Raw genomic sequence first — 16,846 nt, forward strand, 5'->3', positions numbered from 1 at the left:
CAAGCACGCCGGAATCTTGACTACAGAGGAGCTGCCAGATGCGTATTGACCATGTTCTCCTGACCAGATTCAACCTCCCATCCGTCGGTGTGGAGAGTCTGGTCCGGGCCCAGGAAGGGTGGCTTGTGGACCGTATTGCCCTCTTTGAGCGCTACTGTCTCCCCGCTGTCGCGCAGCAATCCGAACAGGGATTTCATTGGATCATTTACCTGGACACGCAAAGTCCGCAGTGGTTACGGGAGCGGATAGGCGAGCTCGGCAACTGCGGCCTCTTCACAGCCATCTACCGTGACGAGGTGCCCCACGATGTCCTCGTTGCAGACATTCGCGGGGTAACTGGCGCAGGCGGGGACGTCCTCCTGACTACCAACTTGGACAACGACGACGGCCTGGCGGTGGACTTTGTTTCTCGCCTGCAATCAGCGGTCAAGTCTCAGAGCCGGGTGGCGGTGTATGTGGTCAATGGGCTGATTCAGCAAAGCGGGAGGCTCTATTTGCGTAGGGACCGCGTGAATGCTTTTTGTTCAGTCTCAGAAAGCTGGGAGGCTCCACTGACGTGCTGGACCGATTGGCACACCAAGCTGGGGGAGTTGATGCCAGTCATTGAAATCCTCGGGCATCCGGGCTGGCTGCAAATGATCCACACCGGAAATGTCAGCAACCGCGTCAGGGGCACCCGAGTGGCTCCGGGCAAGTATCGGGAAATTTTTAAGGTGGGACTGGATGAGGCGGGAGATCCTGCCGCTTTTGAACTGATCCTCGATAGTTGTGTGTTTTCACCGCTGCGGGCGGGAAAAGACGCGCTGCGCGGTGCAGCCAAGGCGCTGATCTTGGGCGTCGCTGGAAAAAAAGGGTTGAACGCGTTCAAATCCTTCCTCGCTGGGGGTGCGCCTACACGTGCAAATTGAAACAAATGTTGATACAGACAACAGGTATATGGTTGGCGTCACACGTCAAATCGAGCTAGGGGGCGCTTTCATTGTTGGTTAGGGACATACTGATTAGTTGTCTAAGACGCTGGTATTTTGTGGTGGCTGGTTTGCTCATTACCGGTGTCTTAACGTATTTCGCGTTCACCATGGTCCCGCCCAGTTACGAGGCGAAAGCCAGCATTGTTCTCCTTCCCCCAGCTGTGGCCGTGACCGTTGGGGATAACCCATACCTTTACTTGGGCGGTCTGGACCAGGCACTTGGCGTGTTGCAGGTCAAAGCGGCATCTCCGGAAGTGTCCGGACCGCTGCTAGAGAAGTTCCCTGGCTCCTCCATTGCCATGTCCAAGGATGGCACCACCTCGGGCCCCATCATGGCGGTAACGGTTGCAGGGGAGAACGCGGATGAAACCATGGAGCTGCTGCGGGCTTCGCTGGATCTCATACCGGCCACTTTGGCATCATTACAGCAGGACATGTTGGTGCCAGCACCGTCAGTCATTACGGCCTTGGCGTTGTCAGTGGACACAAAACCAACCAAGATTGCCAAGAAACAAATCCAGATGACTGCCATGGCGGCCCTAGGCGGGCTAGCAGTGACTCTGATAGCCACCGGATTTATTGATCGGATCATGTCCAGGGAAAAGGGGGCACGGAGAAAGAAAAGCCTGGATACTGCCCCTGACCAGCCGATGGGCCCACGAGCTATTGTCACTGGCAAGCAGGCGGACCCAGCCATGCCCGGCGCAGATACCGGCCTTCGTCGGCAAAAGTACCGGGACGGGGTAGAGAAGGGCCGCGCTGAGAGCAGCGAATCAGCAGATGTTGGCACCTGAGACCCGCGCGGCAGAACCCCTGCCGGCAAAGCAAGCAAAGAGCAGGAAGCTGCCGCCGCCACGGAAACTGCAATCACCAGATGCGGTGACGGTGCTCTCTATCTATTTGTTTCTTCTGGTGGCAGTCCCCTCCGACCGCGGTATTGCGCCATTGGGAGGAGCCGGCTCGCTCTCAACCATTTTTGGACTTGGCATTCTGCTCTGGTGGATTTGGCATCAGGTTCGTCATCAGCGGCCCGATGAATTTCGTAGGGTGCAACCGGTGCGAATCGCGTTCGTGATCTTTGCCCTGGCTGTTTTGGCAAGCTACACGGTAGCGGCGCTTTCCTCGTTGCCGTTCATTGACCAGAACGCCTCCAACCTGGTCTTGGTGAACGTGGCCTCCTATGTAGGAGTGGTCCTGCTTGCCAATGACGGAATCGAGAGCCGCGAACGGTTCTTGGTGTTGTTGCGGCGCATCGCACTGGCTGGGGGACTCTATGCGGCGTTGGGTCTCATGCAGTTCTTTACGGGACTGAACTTTGTGGATTCTCTCCAAATCCCGGGCTTGGCCTCGGGCGGGACCGGAGGCGTGGATACTCGAGGTGACTTCGTTAGGCCGGAATCAACGGCCAGGCATGCCCTGGAATACGCCGCTGTGCTTTCGATGATCCTCCCGATTGCTTTGACAATGGCCATCGGTGAATCCCGGAAGCGAATGTTTATTCGTTGGTTTCCTACAGCCGCGATCCTGATGGCGGCGTTCCTGTCAGTCACCCGGTCTGCACTGCTGGGGATTATTGCCGTGCTCCTGGTGCTCATTCCAACGTGGGAACCAGCAGTGAAGAAGATGGCAATCTGGGCTGCTTGCGGCGGGGCGGTGGTCATGTACGCTCTGGTGCCAGGGCTGAGCGGGACTATTTTAGGCATGTTTTCCGGTAATGACCCCAGCGTGGATTCACGTACCGAGAGCTACTCGGTTGTTGGAGACTACCTTAGCATTTCACCCTTGTTTGGCCGTGGATTAGGCACCATGGGACCTCAGTACCGCATCTTTGACAACCAGTACATTGGCTTCATCATTGAGACGGGTGTGATTGGTACGGTGGCGTTTTCCCTGCTTGTGCTGACCGCCATGGTGACAACTTTTCTGCGGCGGCGCGCACCCGATCCGCTCATTGGTGCCCTTGGCCCTGCACTTTGCGCAGCTGTAATGGCCGGTGCCCTGCTGAGCGCTTTTTTTGACTCGTTCCATTTTCCGCAGGCAGTCGGCATGCTCTTTCTCATGATTGGCCTCAGCGGAGGGCATTGGAACATCAGGCAGACTGTACCTGCTGAGTTGGACGCGCCCGGCGCGCACGGTGGTGATCCCCAAGAGAACACCGGAGCCAGACGTTTGAGTGGATCCTTGCGTCGACGCTGGTATGTGGGTCTGGCAGTGCTGCTGATTTTTATCCCCATGGCCATGGTGGCGCGTAGTGCGCCGGGGGTCTATTATGCGAAGTTCAATATAGAGCTCCAGGCGCCGGCGGGGGCAACAAAGGGTAATGCCTTGCGCACGGAAGCGTCATCGGTGGTGCACTTTGCGGCCGTGGTGCAGAGGCTGTATGCGGATGGGCATGTAAATGCTCCAGTGGTGCCAACCTCGGCCCCGCTCTATGGCTCGGGCCTGAGGAATGCTGTGGCTGTCTACCTTCCCAGTGCCGGAGGGCAATGGCAGACCAACTTCAACAGTCCCGCGATAGCGGTGGAGATCGTGAAATCCAACCCGCAAGATGTGATCTTGACAGCCGAGAAAATCACTGCCGATATTGAGAAACTTGTGGTGCTGCCACAGGCGCAGATGGGCATCTGGGAAAAGTCCCGGATCACCAGCGAGAGGCAACCGGCACAAGTCACGGTGGAGTACATACCCGTCCGCTCAAAATATGCTCTGCTGGCCATTGCTGCGCTGGGCGCTGCCACCGCTATGAGTTCGGCCATTGTGGTGGACCGGGGAATCCGCCAGCTTCGAAGGATCAGGAAAAGAAACTAGCTCGCGGCAAATGCCAATGGGGTGCCGCCCGAACGAATGGTCCGGACCGCACCCCGTCGAAAAGGCTGGTGAAGGCTAGCCGATCTTGTAAATGTGGTAACTGTATTCATTGGCAAAATTGTCAGTGAACTTTCCATCAGCGCCGACGCTGATGGTGCGGTTTTCATCCACAACCTCAACGGAACTGGCCTTGATGTCCTTAGGGAGTTGGAAAACACGGCTACCTGGCTTTGAGCTGCCGTCGATCATGGCAAAGATATAGGCAGAGCCGTTCGAGGTCTTCAACATGGTGTCCAGTCCCGCGCCAAAGGAGTACTCGTAAGACTGGGTATTTAGAACAGGTGCCAGCTTGTGGATCTGGTTGTTGACCTTGGCAGCTGCATCAACCTGGGGCTTACCGCAGAAATTGTTGCTCACCTGTGACTGACGCAGCAGGCTGCCACCTTGGCACGGTCCGGACAAGCTCTGATTGAAGTACACCAAGCCGCGCGCCTCATTGATGATGGAGCTCATCACGGCACCTTGCAACTGTCCCGGGGTGATGTTGTCCGTGAACGGTCCGCCGCCCGGGCCGCCATTGAGCAGTTCAATGAACTGCCACGGTGCCTGCAGTTTGCCGTCAGCGGCATCCTGCTGGCGAAGGGACTTCATGGTCTTGCCGTAGCTTGAGGCGGTTCGGCAGTTTTCCTGGTAAACGGGCGTGATGTAGTTCTGGCGGTAGGGGGTCCAACTGCAGAACGGAACTGTGTACCAGTACATGTCCAAGGAAACCGCGTCGGTGTAGTTATTGACGTAGGCCTGAGAATCGGAGGCCTTCATGTCATTGCTAATGACCATCTGGGTGAAATTGGAGTAATTGAAACGGCCGTTTCCGGCGTATTCGTCCTTCATCGATTGCATCCACTTGCGGCCTGCTTCAGGGGTGAAACGGCCGTCAACCTCGTCGTCAAGGAAGTTACCCACCCAGTTGGTGCTGTCATCGGTGAAGGTGTTGTTGAGTTTTCCGCCGATCCAGTAAACATCGTTGTCCTTGAAGAGGCTGTAGGGCGTGTTGGCGTCCATGCCGATGTAGGTGTTGAAACCCGCCTTCTTGTCATACTGGGCTTCAGCGTTGCTGCTGATGCCGTTGTACCAGACCGTGATGGGGAAGAACGAAGGATCTGACCACCCGGCATCATTGGCGTGCTTGAACTGCTTCCAATAGCTTGCCCCGCCTTCCCAGGGAATCCGGGGAAGGTTCAAGTCCCCGGCGACAGGAGGATTGGCGGGCGGTGCGGTTGTGGGCGGCGCCGTTGTGGGCGGTGCCGTGGTCGGCGGTGCGGTTGTGGGCGGTGCTGTCGTTGGTGGTGCTGTGGTGGGCGGTGCTGTCGTGGGGGGTGCGGTGGTCGGTGGTGCCGTCGGCTCGGTGCTTGAAGCCGGGTTGAAGACTACGTCAACGTAGTAGTTGGAGTTGTTGTAGCTACTGCTCGGGTAAGTGCCACCCTTGCCGTAGGCGTAAACGCCTCCGCCAGCCAGAATGGTCAGTGGTCCCTTGCTCTTTGCTTCCCTCAAGCCCTGCTCATCAGCTGAGTACCGACCGTTCGGAGCGATGTAGGAAGCCAGATACTTCTGCCCCGCGGCAATCTTGATTGGCTCCGGCAAGGTCACCGTCTGCCATCCTGATGCCGTTTCAGATGTTGAGGGCAAAGTAGCGGTAGCCAGGATACGTCCCTGCGGAGACCATAAATTCGCTACGTGAGGCCCTGTATTCTCGGCAGTCTTGTAGAACCGGATGGCCGAAACGGAGCCATCTTGCGACGTTGTGAATTTGGCTCCCAGTTCAACAGAAACGGTATCCGGGTCCACAAGGACACCGGGCGCAGAAGCGTCGATAACTGAAACTGCTGATGCGTAACTGGGCGAATTTCCTGAAGTTGTCGCCACAAAAAGTGGAACTAGCAGAGCTAGGGTCGCCATTCCGGCAATTGTTGATTTTCGACGGCTTTTGAAGTCCCAGCGGGTTGAACCCCGCTCAGACTGCTTGCGATCAGTGATGTTTTGCATGATTGGGATAGTCCTGAAGGATTGTCGTTTAGACCTAGGCAATCTCCCCCCGAGATGAAATCGTAACATACTACCTCGGCGCGTCGGCTGGCCTGGAAGGCTCCGCCCCTGTTTGAACTAGGCCAAGCGGCTGCTTTCATCCCGGTCCCATCCGCCGCCCACAGTCAGTGAATTGCCTCTGCGCAACTTGCCAGCGAACGCCAACGATGCATAAACCCCAGCGTCCATAAGTTCCAGAGGGCCGGTAATGCTCGCAGCAAGATTCGCCAATCCGGAGCTCATGGCGGTGCCGGGAGCAAGTTCATGATTACCGCGATAAATCCGGCGCAGGGTGTGGTGTAGTTCGCGGGTGGAGCGCGGTGTCCGCACCAAAAGCGGTGGCGTATCTAAAATGACCTTTTCGCCATGCATAAACAACGAATCTACGTAGGCGTCATCCGCTGTGGCCTCGGGAAAGGTGGGAAAACGGGCGTGCCCGGCCGCGCTCACAGCGTACGCGCCAGCACCCCAAAGATGCTGTTGCATTCCGCGGATCCGCGTCCTGGCCCTGTAGTAGGAGCGCACCCGCAGATCGGCTCCGGAGGTGTCATAACGGAAGGTGGGGCGGGCAGCCAGAGCCCCAGGCTGGGCCAGATGGGCGAAGACCTCGGCAAGTGCTCCGGCAGTGATCTCGATGTCCGCGTCAAGGTAGATCCGGGGCCAGCGTGTGGCGATGGCGTCAGCGGCATTCAGCGCTGAAGTTTTGCCCGGCTCTTGCAGGTCAAGAACCACTACTCCCGGGAATGTTGAGGCGACTGCAGCGCTCCCATCTGAACAACCATTGCAGGCCACAATGACTTCAATGGCCCCGGAAGCGGCCAGATTCGCCAACGGACGAAGAGTCCTCGCCAAGACCCCCGCTTCGTTATAGGCCGGGATGATCACGGTCCCGGAAGGAAACGCCCCCTCTGCTCTATGCAGAGGCCGTGCACCAGGTGAAGCCTTGGGCAGGTTCTCCCAGGACCGCATGCCCAACAGCATCCCCGCCGCCATTCGGTGCCCGGGCTGGGTGGCACGTGCCACCGAAGCGGCTGCCACAATGCCGCGCATGGCCAGTGAGTAGAGCCGGGAATGGTGAGCTTGGGCGTAGCGGACCTTATTGACGGCCATGAGAGCCGTGAGGCCGGCTGAGCTACCGGAACCGCCGCGTTCATGGTTCATGACAGCGAGAGGTTCAAACCAGATGGTTCCGCCAGCGTTTCGAATCTTGCGGAAGTAATCGGTTTCCTCGGAATACAGGAAGAACCGTTCGTCCCACGGGCCTAGTTTCGCGGCCAGCTCGCTACGAATAAGGATCGCGGCTCCTGTGGCCCATGAGACCTGCCTGGCGTAAACGTAACTTTCTGCATCTGTTTCTATTTCCGAAAGCCACGCCGGGCGGTCCGGGAAACGGCTACCAACCACCGCATCGCCAATACTTCTGGACAGCGAAGGTTCCCGGCGCAGTGAATGATAAATTTGGCCGTCGTCATCGAGCAAGCGCGGCACAACAGCCCCAGCACCCGAATGGCGCATACGGGCCAACATTGCCTTGATGGCACCCCGGCTCACAGATAGATCGGGGTTCAGGACCAAGAGGTGCTCGGCTGTGCCGGCAAGCTTGGCAGCAACATTGATACCACCGGAATAGCCAAGGTTACCTCCGGTGCTGACGGTGATGACGTCAGGATGGGCGGCTAGCGTCTCCAGTGTTGCATCGGAGGAGGAATTATCCGCAACAATCACCCGAAGGCAATGATCCGCCGTTTCTTCCCGCAACGACTTCAGTAGCTTGGGTATATCGTCGGCATTGTTGTAGGTGACAACCAGAACTGCCACATCCGCCGTGTCCTCCGGCCCGGCAAAGCTTCCGGCAACGGGGACGGCTCGGGCACTTTTGATCCGATACGGCTCCCTGGAGGTATGGCCCTTCGGCGCAGTTTTCACGCCCGTGCTGGCACGCAGTGCCACGTACGACGACGGCCCGTCCACTAGGTAGCGCCGGCTCAGTCGCCGCGGCTCGCGGGAGAGACGCCACGCCCATTCAAGACCGTTGTCCGAGGCCCACCGCGGGGCGCGGGCAACTTTTCCGGCCATGAAATCCACGGCAGCGCCGAATCCGAGCAGTACCTTGGCACCAGTGTGGGCGGCGTATTCTGCCATCCACAACTCTTGACGGGGTTTTCCCAGCCCCACAACCAGCACATCGGTTTGGGCGGCACGGATTTCCGCCGCCAATTCTTTGGACAGTCCGTGGTTGGATAATTGACTCCGCTCGGGGGACCACCACCCGGAAATAGCCATGTCAGGGCGTTCGGCAGCAAAACGGGTTTGCAGAGCCTGCTGAGTCTCGAGCGAGCCACCTAGAAACCCAATACGAGATCCGTGCCCGATCGCCTTTTCCAGGATTGGTTCAATAAGGTCGCTGCCAGCAAGCCGCGGCCACACCCGGCCCGTTGAACGCCTGGCCTGTGCCGCAATAGGTGCGCCGTCAATCAAATTCAGGAACTCCGAAGGGCCCGCATGTTCCAAAGCGCCATTCCAGCGGCCTGAGGTGCCGAAATGGTGAATGTGATCGAGATTGATGGACACAACACAAAGGGGTATCTGGGCGGCTTCAACCAGCCGGTGAGAGATAATTGACATGGTGCGTTCAAAATCAACCAGATGGACTGGAATGCCTGCTGAGTACATGGATTCGGGAACATCAATGGCCACGGTGAAGACCTGCCTTCTGCGGTGAGAGGCGGGCCAAACTGCCGGTCAGCGTGCGGGAAATTCCGCAGGTGGATCGGCCAACCTCTTCAAGGAATGTTTGTGGGAAACACATTCGGCAGACGTTGGGGCATGGGTTAGCACTCTCACGTTGCCCACGGATCTCCGCGCACGTAGACATGCAGATGTACATTTGCCCCCCGGCCGTTTGAGTGTGAACCCGCTATGTTCGCAATGGGTGAGAACACAGCCGGACACGTCCAAGATGGCACCGCACGCTGAGGTTCGGCATGCCAGAAAAAGACGTATCGATGCCGACTTTATGGGCACGCAGAAGCGGCCGCCAGAGTAGCTTGGTACTTGCAAGTAGCAGTGCTCATGCTGGCGTGTACTTGGTTTGTGGCGCAGGGGGCAGGTAATTTTTGGGTCGCTGGAGGGCGGATTTAGCCCGTGATCTCGCGGACTATGTGCTCGGCAATTGCCATGGATGATGTGGCTCCGGGGGAGGGGGCATTGCGTACGTGGACCATCCTCGCCGAACCTGTAATGACGAAGTCATCCACAAGGCTGCCATCACCATTCATGGCCTGCGCGCGTATGCCGCGGCTGCCGGGGCGAACATCGCCAAGGGTGAGGTCCGGGACATAATCACGGGCCGCGCCAATAAAGGAGCGTTTACTAAGAACAGTGCGTCCTTCACGGATTGCTGCCGGGATATTGCCTGCGGCAAAGCGCCAAAACCCTGGCATCGAGAGAGTTTGCGCCAAATCCTTGGGCGAGAGCTGCCACGGCGCATAGGCTTCCCGGCCACCTGCGAGGAAAGCATTGGGACCCACCATAATTTCGCCGTCGATCCGCTTGGTCAGATGCACCCCCAGGAAAGGGTAGCGGGGGTCCGGGACGGGGTAAATGAGTCCGTTCACAAGATGGCGGCTGGTGTCCTTGAGCAGGAAATAGGACCCAAAGAAAGGCACGACGCGCGGGAAATTCTCATCCCCGGCGGTTCTGGCTACCCTGTCGGATTGCAGCCCGGCACAGTTGACCACTAGCTCGTAATTCTCTGAACCGGAACTGGTGCCAACGCCCACTCCAGAGCCCTTATCCGCCAACGCCGTGACGGGCAGGCCAAGGCGAACCTCGCCGCCGAGCTCTTCAAACTCACGGGCCAAGCCCAGTGTTACTGCCTTGTAATCGGTGATGGCCGTGGTGGGTGAGTACAGTGCCGCAATGCCGCGGGCATGAGGTTCAATCCGGGCCAGCTCCCCGCCGTCGATCATCCGGACGCCGGGAACACCGTTGGCACGGGCCCGTTCCAGAATGGTGGCAAGGCGTCCAAGCTCACTGCCGTCCCGTGCCACCACCACCTTCCCGCATTCATCGAAAGGCAGATTTTGCCGCTGAGCCAAATCCTGTAGCAAGCTGACACCGCGCCTGCACAGCCGCGCTTTGAGGCTGCCTGGTTCGTAATAGAGGCCGGCATGGACCACGCCACTATTGTGCCCGGTCTGGTGTTGGGCGAGTTCGTTTTCCTTCTCGTACAGGACCACCTCGGTGGCAGATCCTGACTGCAGCAGTTCCCGGGCCACCGCAACACCAATAATGCCCCCACCAACCACTGCGGCCCGCACCCCGCTCACCTCTCCCGCCGTGACTGCAGATACTCGCCAAGCCGTTGAGCTGCCGGTGGCGGAGAGTTCCCTACTGCTTGGAGCTTGGCGAGATTCAGCGTTGAGTGGACAGGGCGGGGAGCAATGTTTTCCTTATCGGCAAAGTAGTCTGCCGTACTAATTCCTGTCACGAAGTCACGGGGGTACCCGAGGTGTTCATAGACGTCCGCAGCAATCTGAGCCCAGTTTTGAGTGGGTCCGGTGTTGCTGACGTTATAGGCGCCGTACGGTGGGCGTGTGTCTAAAAGATGCTTCACGGCGTGGACAATATCCTCGGTAAAGGTGAGGCGCCCAAATTGATCGTTGACCACACTTGGTTTCACACCCTTGGCAGCGAGTGTGGCCATGGTGGCAACAAAGTTGCTGCCGTCCCCTATCACCCAGCTGGTGCGGATGATGTAGTGCTTGGGTGTGGTGGCAGCAGCCACGTCACCTGCAGCTTTTGACTGGCCATAGACACCCAGGGGGGAGAAGGGTTCCTCTTCACCGTGCACTTCCAGGCTGCCATCAAAGACGTAGTCGCTGGAGATGTGCACCAACGTGATGTTGTGTTGTGTGCAGGCGCTCGCCAGCGCAGCAACAGCTGTGGCGTTGACTGCCCACGCGGCGGCTCGCCCGGCCTGTGTCTGCGCCCCATCCACAGCCGTATAGGCGGCTGCGTTGATGATGGTGTCATAAGCAGTGAAGTCAAAGCTGGAGAAGGGTGCCGGGCCGGCCAGCTCAAGGTCGCTGCGTGTTGCGTAATCCACGTGGGGGTCTGCGCCGTGAAATGCCTTGATGGCGCGGCCCAACTGCCCGTTGGAGCCCAGTACCAGCGTTTTTTTGCCCTTCATGGGTACAACCTCGGAGAGGAAAGGATGGTTTTTGTCCTTCTCCGATAATTCCGCCTGGTCTAGGGGGATAGGCCAGGGGATGTTCGCTGTAGTATCACCAAGATTGAGGAATGTGTACAGGTGTTGAGCTGCCGCTGACCAGTGATCGTTGACCAGGTAGGAGTAAGCCGTGTCATCTACCAAGGTTTGGAAGGCATTACCCACCCCGGCAGGTACGTAGATAGCGCAGGACGGGTCCAGCACTGTGGTGAAAACGGTGCCAAAGGATGCTCCTTCGCGCAGGTCAACCCAGGCACCGAACACTGCGCCCGTGGCCACTGAAATGAATTTATCCCAAGGCTCGGCATGGATGCCACGGGTGGTGCCAGCTGTTTCATTGAAGGAAATGTTGTTTTGCACGGGAGTGAAATCAGCCAGCCCCGCAGCCGCCATTTTCTCACGCTGCCAGTTTTCCTTGAACCAGCCACGGTTATCGCCATGGACTGGCAGATCAAAAAGAAGAACACCCGGAATGGGGGTATACCGCCTGCCAAGAGACTTTCCAAAGACCGGGCCGTGAGGTGACGCTGTTGGATTCATCGTTTGGCCGCCGTCTTTACTTGTGCTTCCACAACCCGCTCGCCCGCGGCTGCATATTTACTTTCCGTGGCGTCTTTTTGCGGACGCCACCAGGACTCGTTGGATTTGTACCATTGGATGGTTGTTGCCAGCCCGGCGGAAAAATCGGCGTGAGAGGGGCGCCAGCCAAGTTCTGTGCGTAACCGTGTGGGGTCAATGGCGTACCTCAGATCATGTCCGGGACGGTCGCTAACCTGATCGTAGGCGTGCGAATCCTGTCCCATCTCGGTCAATATTGCCTCGATCACGGCCTTGTTATTGTGTTCGCCGTCAGCACCGATCAGGTATGTTTCTCCCGGAGTGCCTTTTTCCAAAATGGTCAGAACAGCAGAGGAATGGTCATCCGCGTGAATCCAATCGCGGACGTTTTCTCCGGAACCGTAGAGCTTGGGCCGCACACCGTCAATCACGTTGGTGATCTGGCGGGGGATGAATTTTTCTACATGCTGGTACGGGCCGTAATTATTTGAACAATTGCTGATGGTAGCCGCAATCCCGAACGATCTCACCCAAGCCCGGACCAGCAGATCTGATCCTGCTTTTGTTGAGGAATAGGGGCTTGATGGGTTGTACGGGGTGTGCTCAGTGAAACGGTTCGGGTCATCGAGGGCAAGATCGCCGTACACCTCGTCCGTTGAAATGTGGTGGAAGCGTTTCCCGTGCCTGCGCACAGCCTCCAACAGGGTGTAGGTACCCATGATGTTGGTGGCCAAAAATGGTGCTGGGTCTGCAAGGGAGTTGTCATTGTGCGATTCCGCCGCGTAATGGACCACTGCATCAACGCCGGACACCAGCTCATCCATCAGTTCCGCATCGCAAATATCGCCCTCTATGAAGCGGAAGCGGGACTGGTCCAGGCCCGCAAGCGAGGCCAGATTCCCGGCATACGTCAATTTGTCCACCACCATCACCTCAAAGTTGGTGTGAGCCATGACATAGTGGACAAAGTTGGACCCAATAAAACCGGCACCGCCGGTCACCAGTATTTGCATCATGGCAACAGCGTAGCTGTAGGTGCCATGCAAACAAGGTACAGGACGGTAATAATGCGTGGCATCATTCTTGCAGGTGGAACCGGCTCGCGGCTTCACCCAATTACTCTGGGCATTAGTAAGCAACTTGTTCCGGTTTATGACAAGCCCATGATCTACTATCCGCTCTCTACCCTGATATTGGCCGGGATCCGTGACATCCTGATTATCACCACGCCCCACGATGCCGAACAATTTCAGCGGCTTCTAGGTGACGGCTCCCAATTCGGTATCAACCTCAGCTATAAAGTCCAGCCGGAACCTGAGGGCTTGGCGCAAGCGTTTATTTTAGGACGCGAACACATAGGTAATGACACCGTTTCACTGGTGCTCGGAGATAATATCTTCTATGGTCCCGGCTTGGGTGGCCAGTTGCAAAAGCATGAATATGTTTCCGGGGGCTCCATATTTGGTTACTGGGTCAAGGACCCCCGGGCCTACGGTGTGGTGGATTTCGACGCCGACGGGCGAGTTCTCTCACTGGAAGAAAAGCCGGAGAAGCCGCGCAGCAATTACGCTGTGCCTGGGCTGTATTTCTATGACAATGATGTCATCGAAATCGCCGCAGATCTAAAGCCTTCTCCGCGCGGAGAGCTGGAAATTACGGATATCAACCGCACCTATCTAGAGCGTGGGGAACTCCATGTGGAAATCCTGCCTAGAGGAACAGCTTGGCTGGATACAGGTACCTTTGCCGATCTCAATGATGCCTCCACCTTTGTGCGCACTGTAGAAAGCCGTCAGGGATTAAAAATAGGCGCCCCGGAAGAGGTTGCCTGGCGCCAAGGATTCCTCAGTGACCAAGAACTACGCCAGCGCGCCGAGTCCATGCTCAAGAGCGGCTATGGAAGCTATCTGCTGCAGCTTCTGGAACAAGAACTGCTCTAAAAAGTAGCAAACACCAATCCCGCTTGACCCGCGCGATTTGCGCTGACATGTGCCCGAAACTCCCGGGCCTATCAGCTGCGCCCAAAACTTGCCAGCAACTTCTAGGACACAGCTGGGACACGACTGTGCAAACCAAGTAGTCCTCACAAATATGCAAGTACTACACAAGTACACGGCCCCTTTTGTGCTGCCCGAATCGGGTAGTGGCGTGTAGTGCTTTCGGGCTGAGTTGATTCTTTAATGGGACTAACAAGGACTAACCACTTGACGCAAGGTCTATTACAAGAAGGTCTCACATGTTTTGCCAGGGGTACCCGGGGGTACGCTGCATTTCGTTAATTACCGGAGCAGTAGTGACACCCCATGTGTGGCTGCGAAATTCTTCATTGCGCCATTTTGAAAGTCCTCCCAGTGCAAAGCACACTACGCGGAGAATGACATGGCAATGAGAATTGGATACGCAGCCGGGGCCTTTGACCTCTTTCATGTTGGCCACCTAAACCTGTTGCGCCAAGCCCGCTCACGCTGCGACTTTCTCATCGCCGGGGTGGTCTCCGATCAGTTGCTGATTGCCCGTAAGGGCCGAACACCTGTCATCCCGCTGTGTGAACGCCTTGAAATAGTCCGCAATGTTGGATTCGTGGATGAGGCAATAGCAGAAACCTTGGCGAGCAAGGTGGATATGTGGCGCCAAACCACGTTTGACGTTCTCTTCAAAGGCGATGACTGGAAGGGCACAGCCAAGGGATTAGAACTCGAACAGGAATTTGCGCCGCTAGGCGTTGAAATTATCTATTTTCCCTATACCGTCCACACATCCAGCACCATCTTGAGGCGAACGCTTGAGCTTCTGGAGCGAGAGAGCGAGGAGGCAAAAAAGATTCATCGACTAGTGCGGTGAACCTCATCAACGCAGCCGCGAAGACGGTCTGCAGGTCTCATTATTACAAAAAAAAGATGTCTGGGGGCAATTATGGTTCGGTCAGATGATCGGCAGCAAGCAATGCGCATCGCACTAATCGGTACACGGGGAGTGCCTGCGCGTTATGGCGGATTTGAAACGTGTGTAGAAGAAGTGGGCCGAAGGCTTGCTGAACGCGGGCATGAAGTTACTGTCTACTGCCGGCAAACTAACGCAAGTTCACCTCCGCCAACAACGTACTTGGGAATGAACCTGGTGACGCTGCCGGCGCCCCGGCGCCGGTCCTTGGAAACCTTGGTGCACACGGGGCTTTCCACTGGCCATCTTCTGGCCCATCGGGTGGACGCGGCAGTGGTTTTCAACGCCGCCAATGCGCCGTGGTTGCCGGTTCTGCGAGCCGCACAAATTCCTGTGGCCACTCACGTTGACGGGTTGGAATGGCAGCGGGCCAAATGGGGCAGTGCCGGCAAAAGCTACTACCAGTGGGCAGAACGCATGGCCGTGCGTTGTTCCAATGCCCTCATTGCCGATGCCGCCGGCATCCAGGAATACTACGCCACCAAATATGGCGCAAAAACTCATTTGATGGCCTACGGCGCCCCCATTCTGGGGGCCATAGGTTCGGAAAAACTTCGCGGCATCGGTTTAACACCCGGTAAATTCCATTTGCTGGTTGCTCGCTTTGAACCCGAAAATCATGTGCACACCATTGTTGAAGGCTTCAGCCGTAGCGATGCAAAGTACCCGCTGGTAGTGGTGGGCTCGGCACCGTATTCGGAGCAGTACACCCAACAAATACACAACGCTGCTGATTCACGGGTGCGGTTTCTGGGCGGAGTATGGGACCAGGACCTTCTCAACGAGCTCTACTCACACGCCTTGGTGTACTGGCATGGGCACTCCGTGGGAGGGACCAACCCGTCTCTGCTGCGAGCCATGGGTGCCGGTGCAGCCACCAATGCCTTTGACGTGAATTTCAACCGGGAAGTACTCGCAGACGCCGGCCAGTACTTTTCTACTGAAGAACAAATTCCCGCACTGGTAACCGCTGCAGAATGTGCCGAATCAAACGTTGCCCTCCGTGGAGCAAAGGCCTTGGCACGGGCCGGAGCGTATTGCTGGGATGACGTTGCTGATAGTTATGAGAATCTGTGCCTGCGCTTAGTCAGGCGGGATCTGGGCCGGGTGGTTCCGGTGCCGGAGATTGAACTCAACGCGCCGCTGAGGCGCCACACTGTGGTTCCGGAGCATGGTGCATCACGATGAAATCTAGAACAACGGTGCGTGTGTTGGAATCTTTTGCTGAACCGAGGCCCACAACCAATCCTTATATTGTGCAATTGGCCCGGGCTCTGGAACAGGAGCCGGGGTGCGAAGTGCTCACATTCTCCTTCAAGCGTGCGCTCTTTGCGCCTTACGATGTTTTTCACGTTCACTGGCCCGAGGTGATTTACGCTGGAAACCGCGGGCTCAAGGGCGTTGCCCGTGAACTGTCGTTTGCCGCGGTCCTGGCCCGCCTTCAACTATCGGGGAAACCCGTGGTGCGAACCCGGCACAATATAGCGCCGCATGAATCCCTGTCCCGCAGCCAACTGCTGTTAGAAGGGTGGCTGGAGCGCCTAACCCGCGTAACCATCACCCTCAATAGCAGCACCGACCATGGCCCGGACATGCCGGCCTCCACCATCTTGCATGGCCATTACCGGGACTGGTTTGCCGGCATAGCTGTTAACGAACCCACACCAGGGCGCATCACCTTTTTTGGTCTGATCCGTCGCTATAAGGGAGTGGAAACCCTGCTCGAATCCTTTCTGAAAACCGAGCTGGCGGGATTGACCCTATCAATTTCCGGCAAAGCCGCAACGGAAGAGATCAGCCACAACCTTCTGGAGATGGCACAGGGAGATGACCGGGTGGAGTTCGATTTCCGTTACCTCTCCGATGCCGAGTTGGTGGCCTCCGTCACCCAAGCAGAACTGATTGTTCTGCCGTATTGCGCTATGCACAATTCAGGTGCGGCCATGGCGGCGCTGTCCTTAGACCGTCCGGTACTGCTACCTGATACGCCCGTCAACCGGTTGTTACAAGAAGAGGCAGGGCCCGGATGGGTGTATCTGTTCAGGAATGAGCTCACGGCAGCCGCTGTAGAAGGCACACTCATGCGTCTGCGCGAGCATTCCTCCAGAACCGCACCGAACTTATCGGCACGGTCATGGCAGTCCACAGGTGCTGAACACCTGCGGGTTTTTGAAAACGCGCTTGACCACCAAGCGAAGCACGGTGCGGGGATACACAGCAGGCTTGCCGTCAATTCAGATGTGGGTTAGGAGGG

General features: G+C 57.3%; 12 protein-coding genes. 7 read left to right on the forward strand and 5 right to left on the reverse strand.

Annotated elements, in window-relative coordinates; genetic code table 11:
- The first annotated feature begins 38 nt into the window (after positions 1 to 38).
- From ABIB48_RS08175 to ABIB48_RS08185, 3 genes are all read left to right on the forward strand, one after another.
- Entirely contained in the window at positions 39 to 908 is an 870-nt protein-coding gene (locus ABIB48_RS08175) for a glycosyltransferase (RefSeq protein ID WP_354212680.1), read from the forward strand.
- 122 nt (positions 909 to 1,030) lie between these two features.
- A complete protein-coding gene (locus ABIB48_RS08180) occupies positions 1,031 to 1,765 on the forward strand; it encodes a hypothetical protein (protein ID WP_146212965.1) in 735 nt (244 codons plus the stop codon).
- 262 nt (positions 1,766 to 2,027) lie between these two features.
- Positions 2,028 to 3,779, forward strand: a complete 1,752-nt coding sequence (locus ABIB48_RS08185; RefSeq protein WP_354212681.1) for an O-antigen ligase family protein — start codon at positions 2,028 to 2,030, stop codon at positions 3,777 to 3,779.
- A 75-nt stretch (positions 3,780 to 3,854) separates the two neighbouring features.
- Here ABIB48_RS08185 and ABIB48_RS08190 read toward each other — a convergent pair whose 3' ends face one another.
- From ABIB48_RS08190 to rfbB, 5 genes are all read right to left on the reverse strand, one after another.
- Positions 3,855 to 5,735, reverse strand: a complete 1,881-nt coding sequence (locus ABIB48_RS08190) for a DUF4082 domain-containing protein (RefSeq protein WP_354212682.1) — start codon at positions 5,733 to 5,735, stop codon at positions 3,855 to 3,857.
- A 204-nt stretch (positions 5,736 to 5,939) separates the two neighbouring features.
- Positions 5,940 to 8,558: a WecB/TagA/CpsF family glycosyltransferase gene (locus ABIB48_RS08195; protein ID WP_354212683.1), complete on the reverse strand. Its 2,619-nt coding sequence runs from the start codon at positions 8,556 to 8,558 to the stop codon at positions 5,940 to 5,942.
- A gap of 440 nt (positions 8,559 to 8,998) precedes the next feature.
- A complete protein-coding gene (gene lhgD / locus ABIB48_RS08200; protein ID WP_110104609.1) occupies positions 8,999 to 10,192 on the reverse strand; it encodes an L-2-hydroxyglutarate dehydrogenase in 1,194 nt (397 codons plus the stop codon).
- Entirely contained in the window at positions 10,189 to 11,634 is a 1,446-nt protein-coding gene (locus tag ABIB48_RS08205) for a sugar nucleotide-binding protein (RefSeq protein WP_354212684.1), read from the reverse strand. Before ABIB48_RS08205 ends, lhgD begins: the two co-directional genes overlap by 4 nt.
- A complete protein-coding gene (rfbB, locus tag ABIB48_RS08210) occupies positions 11,631 to 12,668 on the reverse strand; it encodes a dTDP-glucose 4,6-dehydratase (protein ID WP_354212685.1) in 1,038 nt (345 codons plus the stop codon). The genes ABIB48_RS08205 and rfbB overlap by 4 nt, the downstream gene beginning before the upstream one ends.
- Positions 12,669 to 12,719: 51 nt before the next feature.
- On the opposite strand from rfbB, the gene rfbA reads away from it, so the two are divergent.
- The 4 genes from rfbA to ABIB48_RS08230 all read left to right on the forward strand — a co-directional run bounded on the left by rfbA (position 12,720) and on the right by ABIB48_RS08230 (position 16,841).
- The gene (rfbA, locus tag ABIB48_RS08215; protein WP_354212686.1) at positions 12,720 to 13,592 is read left to right on the forward strand and encodes a glucose-1-phosphate thymidylyltransferase RfbA; all 873 of its coding nucleotides are present in this window, start codon (positions 12,720 to 12,722) and stop codon (positions 13,590 to 13,592) included.
- 439 nt (positions 13,593 to 14,031) lie between these two features.
- Positions 14,032 to 14,493 (forward strand): FAD synthase family protein, encoded by a 462-nt coding sequence (locus ABIB48_RS08220; protein WP_110104606.1) that lies wholly within the window; start codon positions 14,032 to 14,034, stop codon positions 14,491 to 14,493.
- Between the two features lie 102 nt (positions 14,494 to 14,595).
- The gene (locus ABIB48_RS08225) at positions 14,596 to 15,780 is read left to right on the forward strand and encodes a DUF1972 domain-containing protein (protein WP_170120865.1); all 1,185 of its coding nucleotides are present in this window, start codon (positions 14,596 to 14,598) and stop codon (positions 15,778 to 15,780) included.
- Positions 15,777 to 16,841: a glycosyltransferase family protein gene (locus ABIB48_RS08230; protein WP_354212687.1), complete on the forward strand. Its 1,065-nt coding sequence runs from the start codon at positions 15,777 to 15,779 to the stop codon at positions 16,839 to 16,841. The genes ABIB48_RS08225 and ABIB48_RS08230 overlap by 4 nt, the downstream gene beginning before the upstream one ends.
- The last annotated feature ends 5 nt before the right edge of the window (positions 16,842 to 16,846 follow it).

This window comes from Arthrobacter sp. UYCu511 (assembly GCF_040547105.1).
GTDB classification, from domain to species: domain Bacteria; phylum Actinomycetota; class Actinomycetes; order Actinomycetales; family Micrococcaceae; genus Specibacter; species Specibacter psychrochitiniphilus.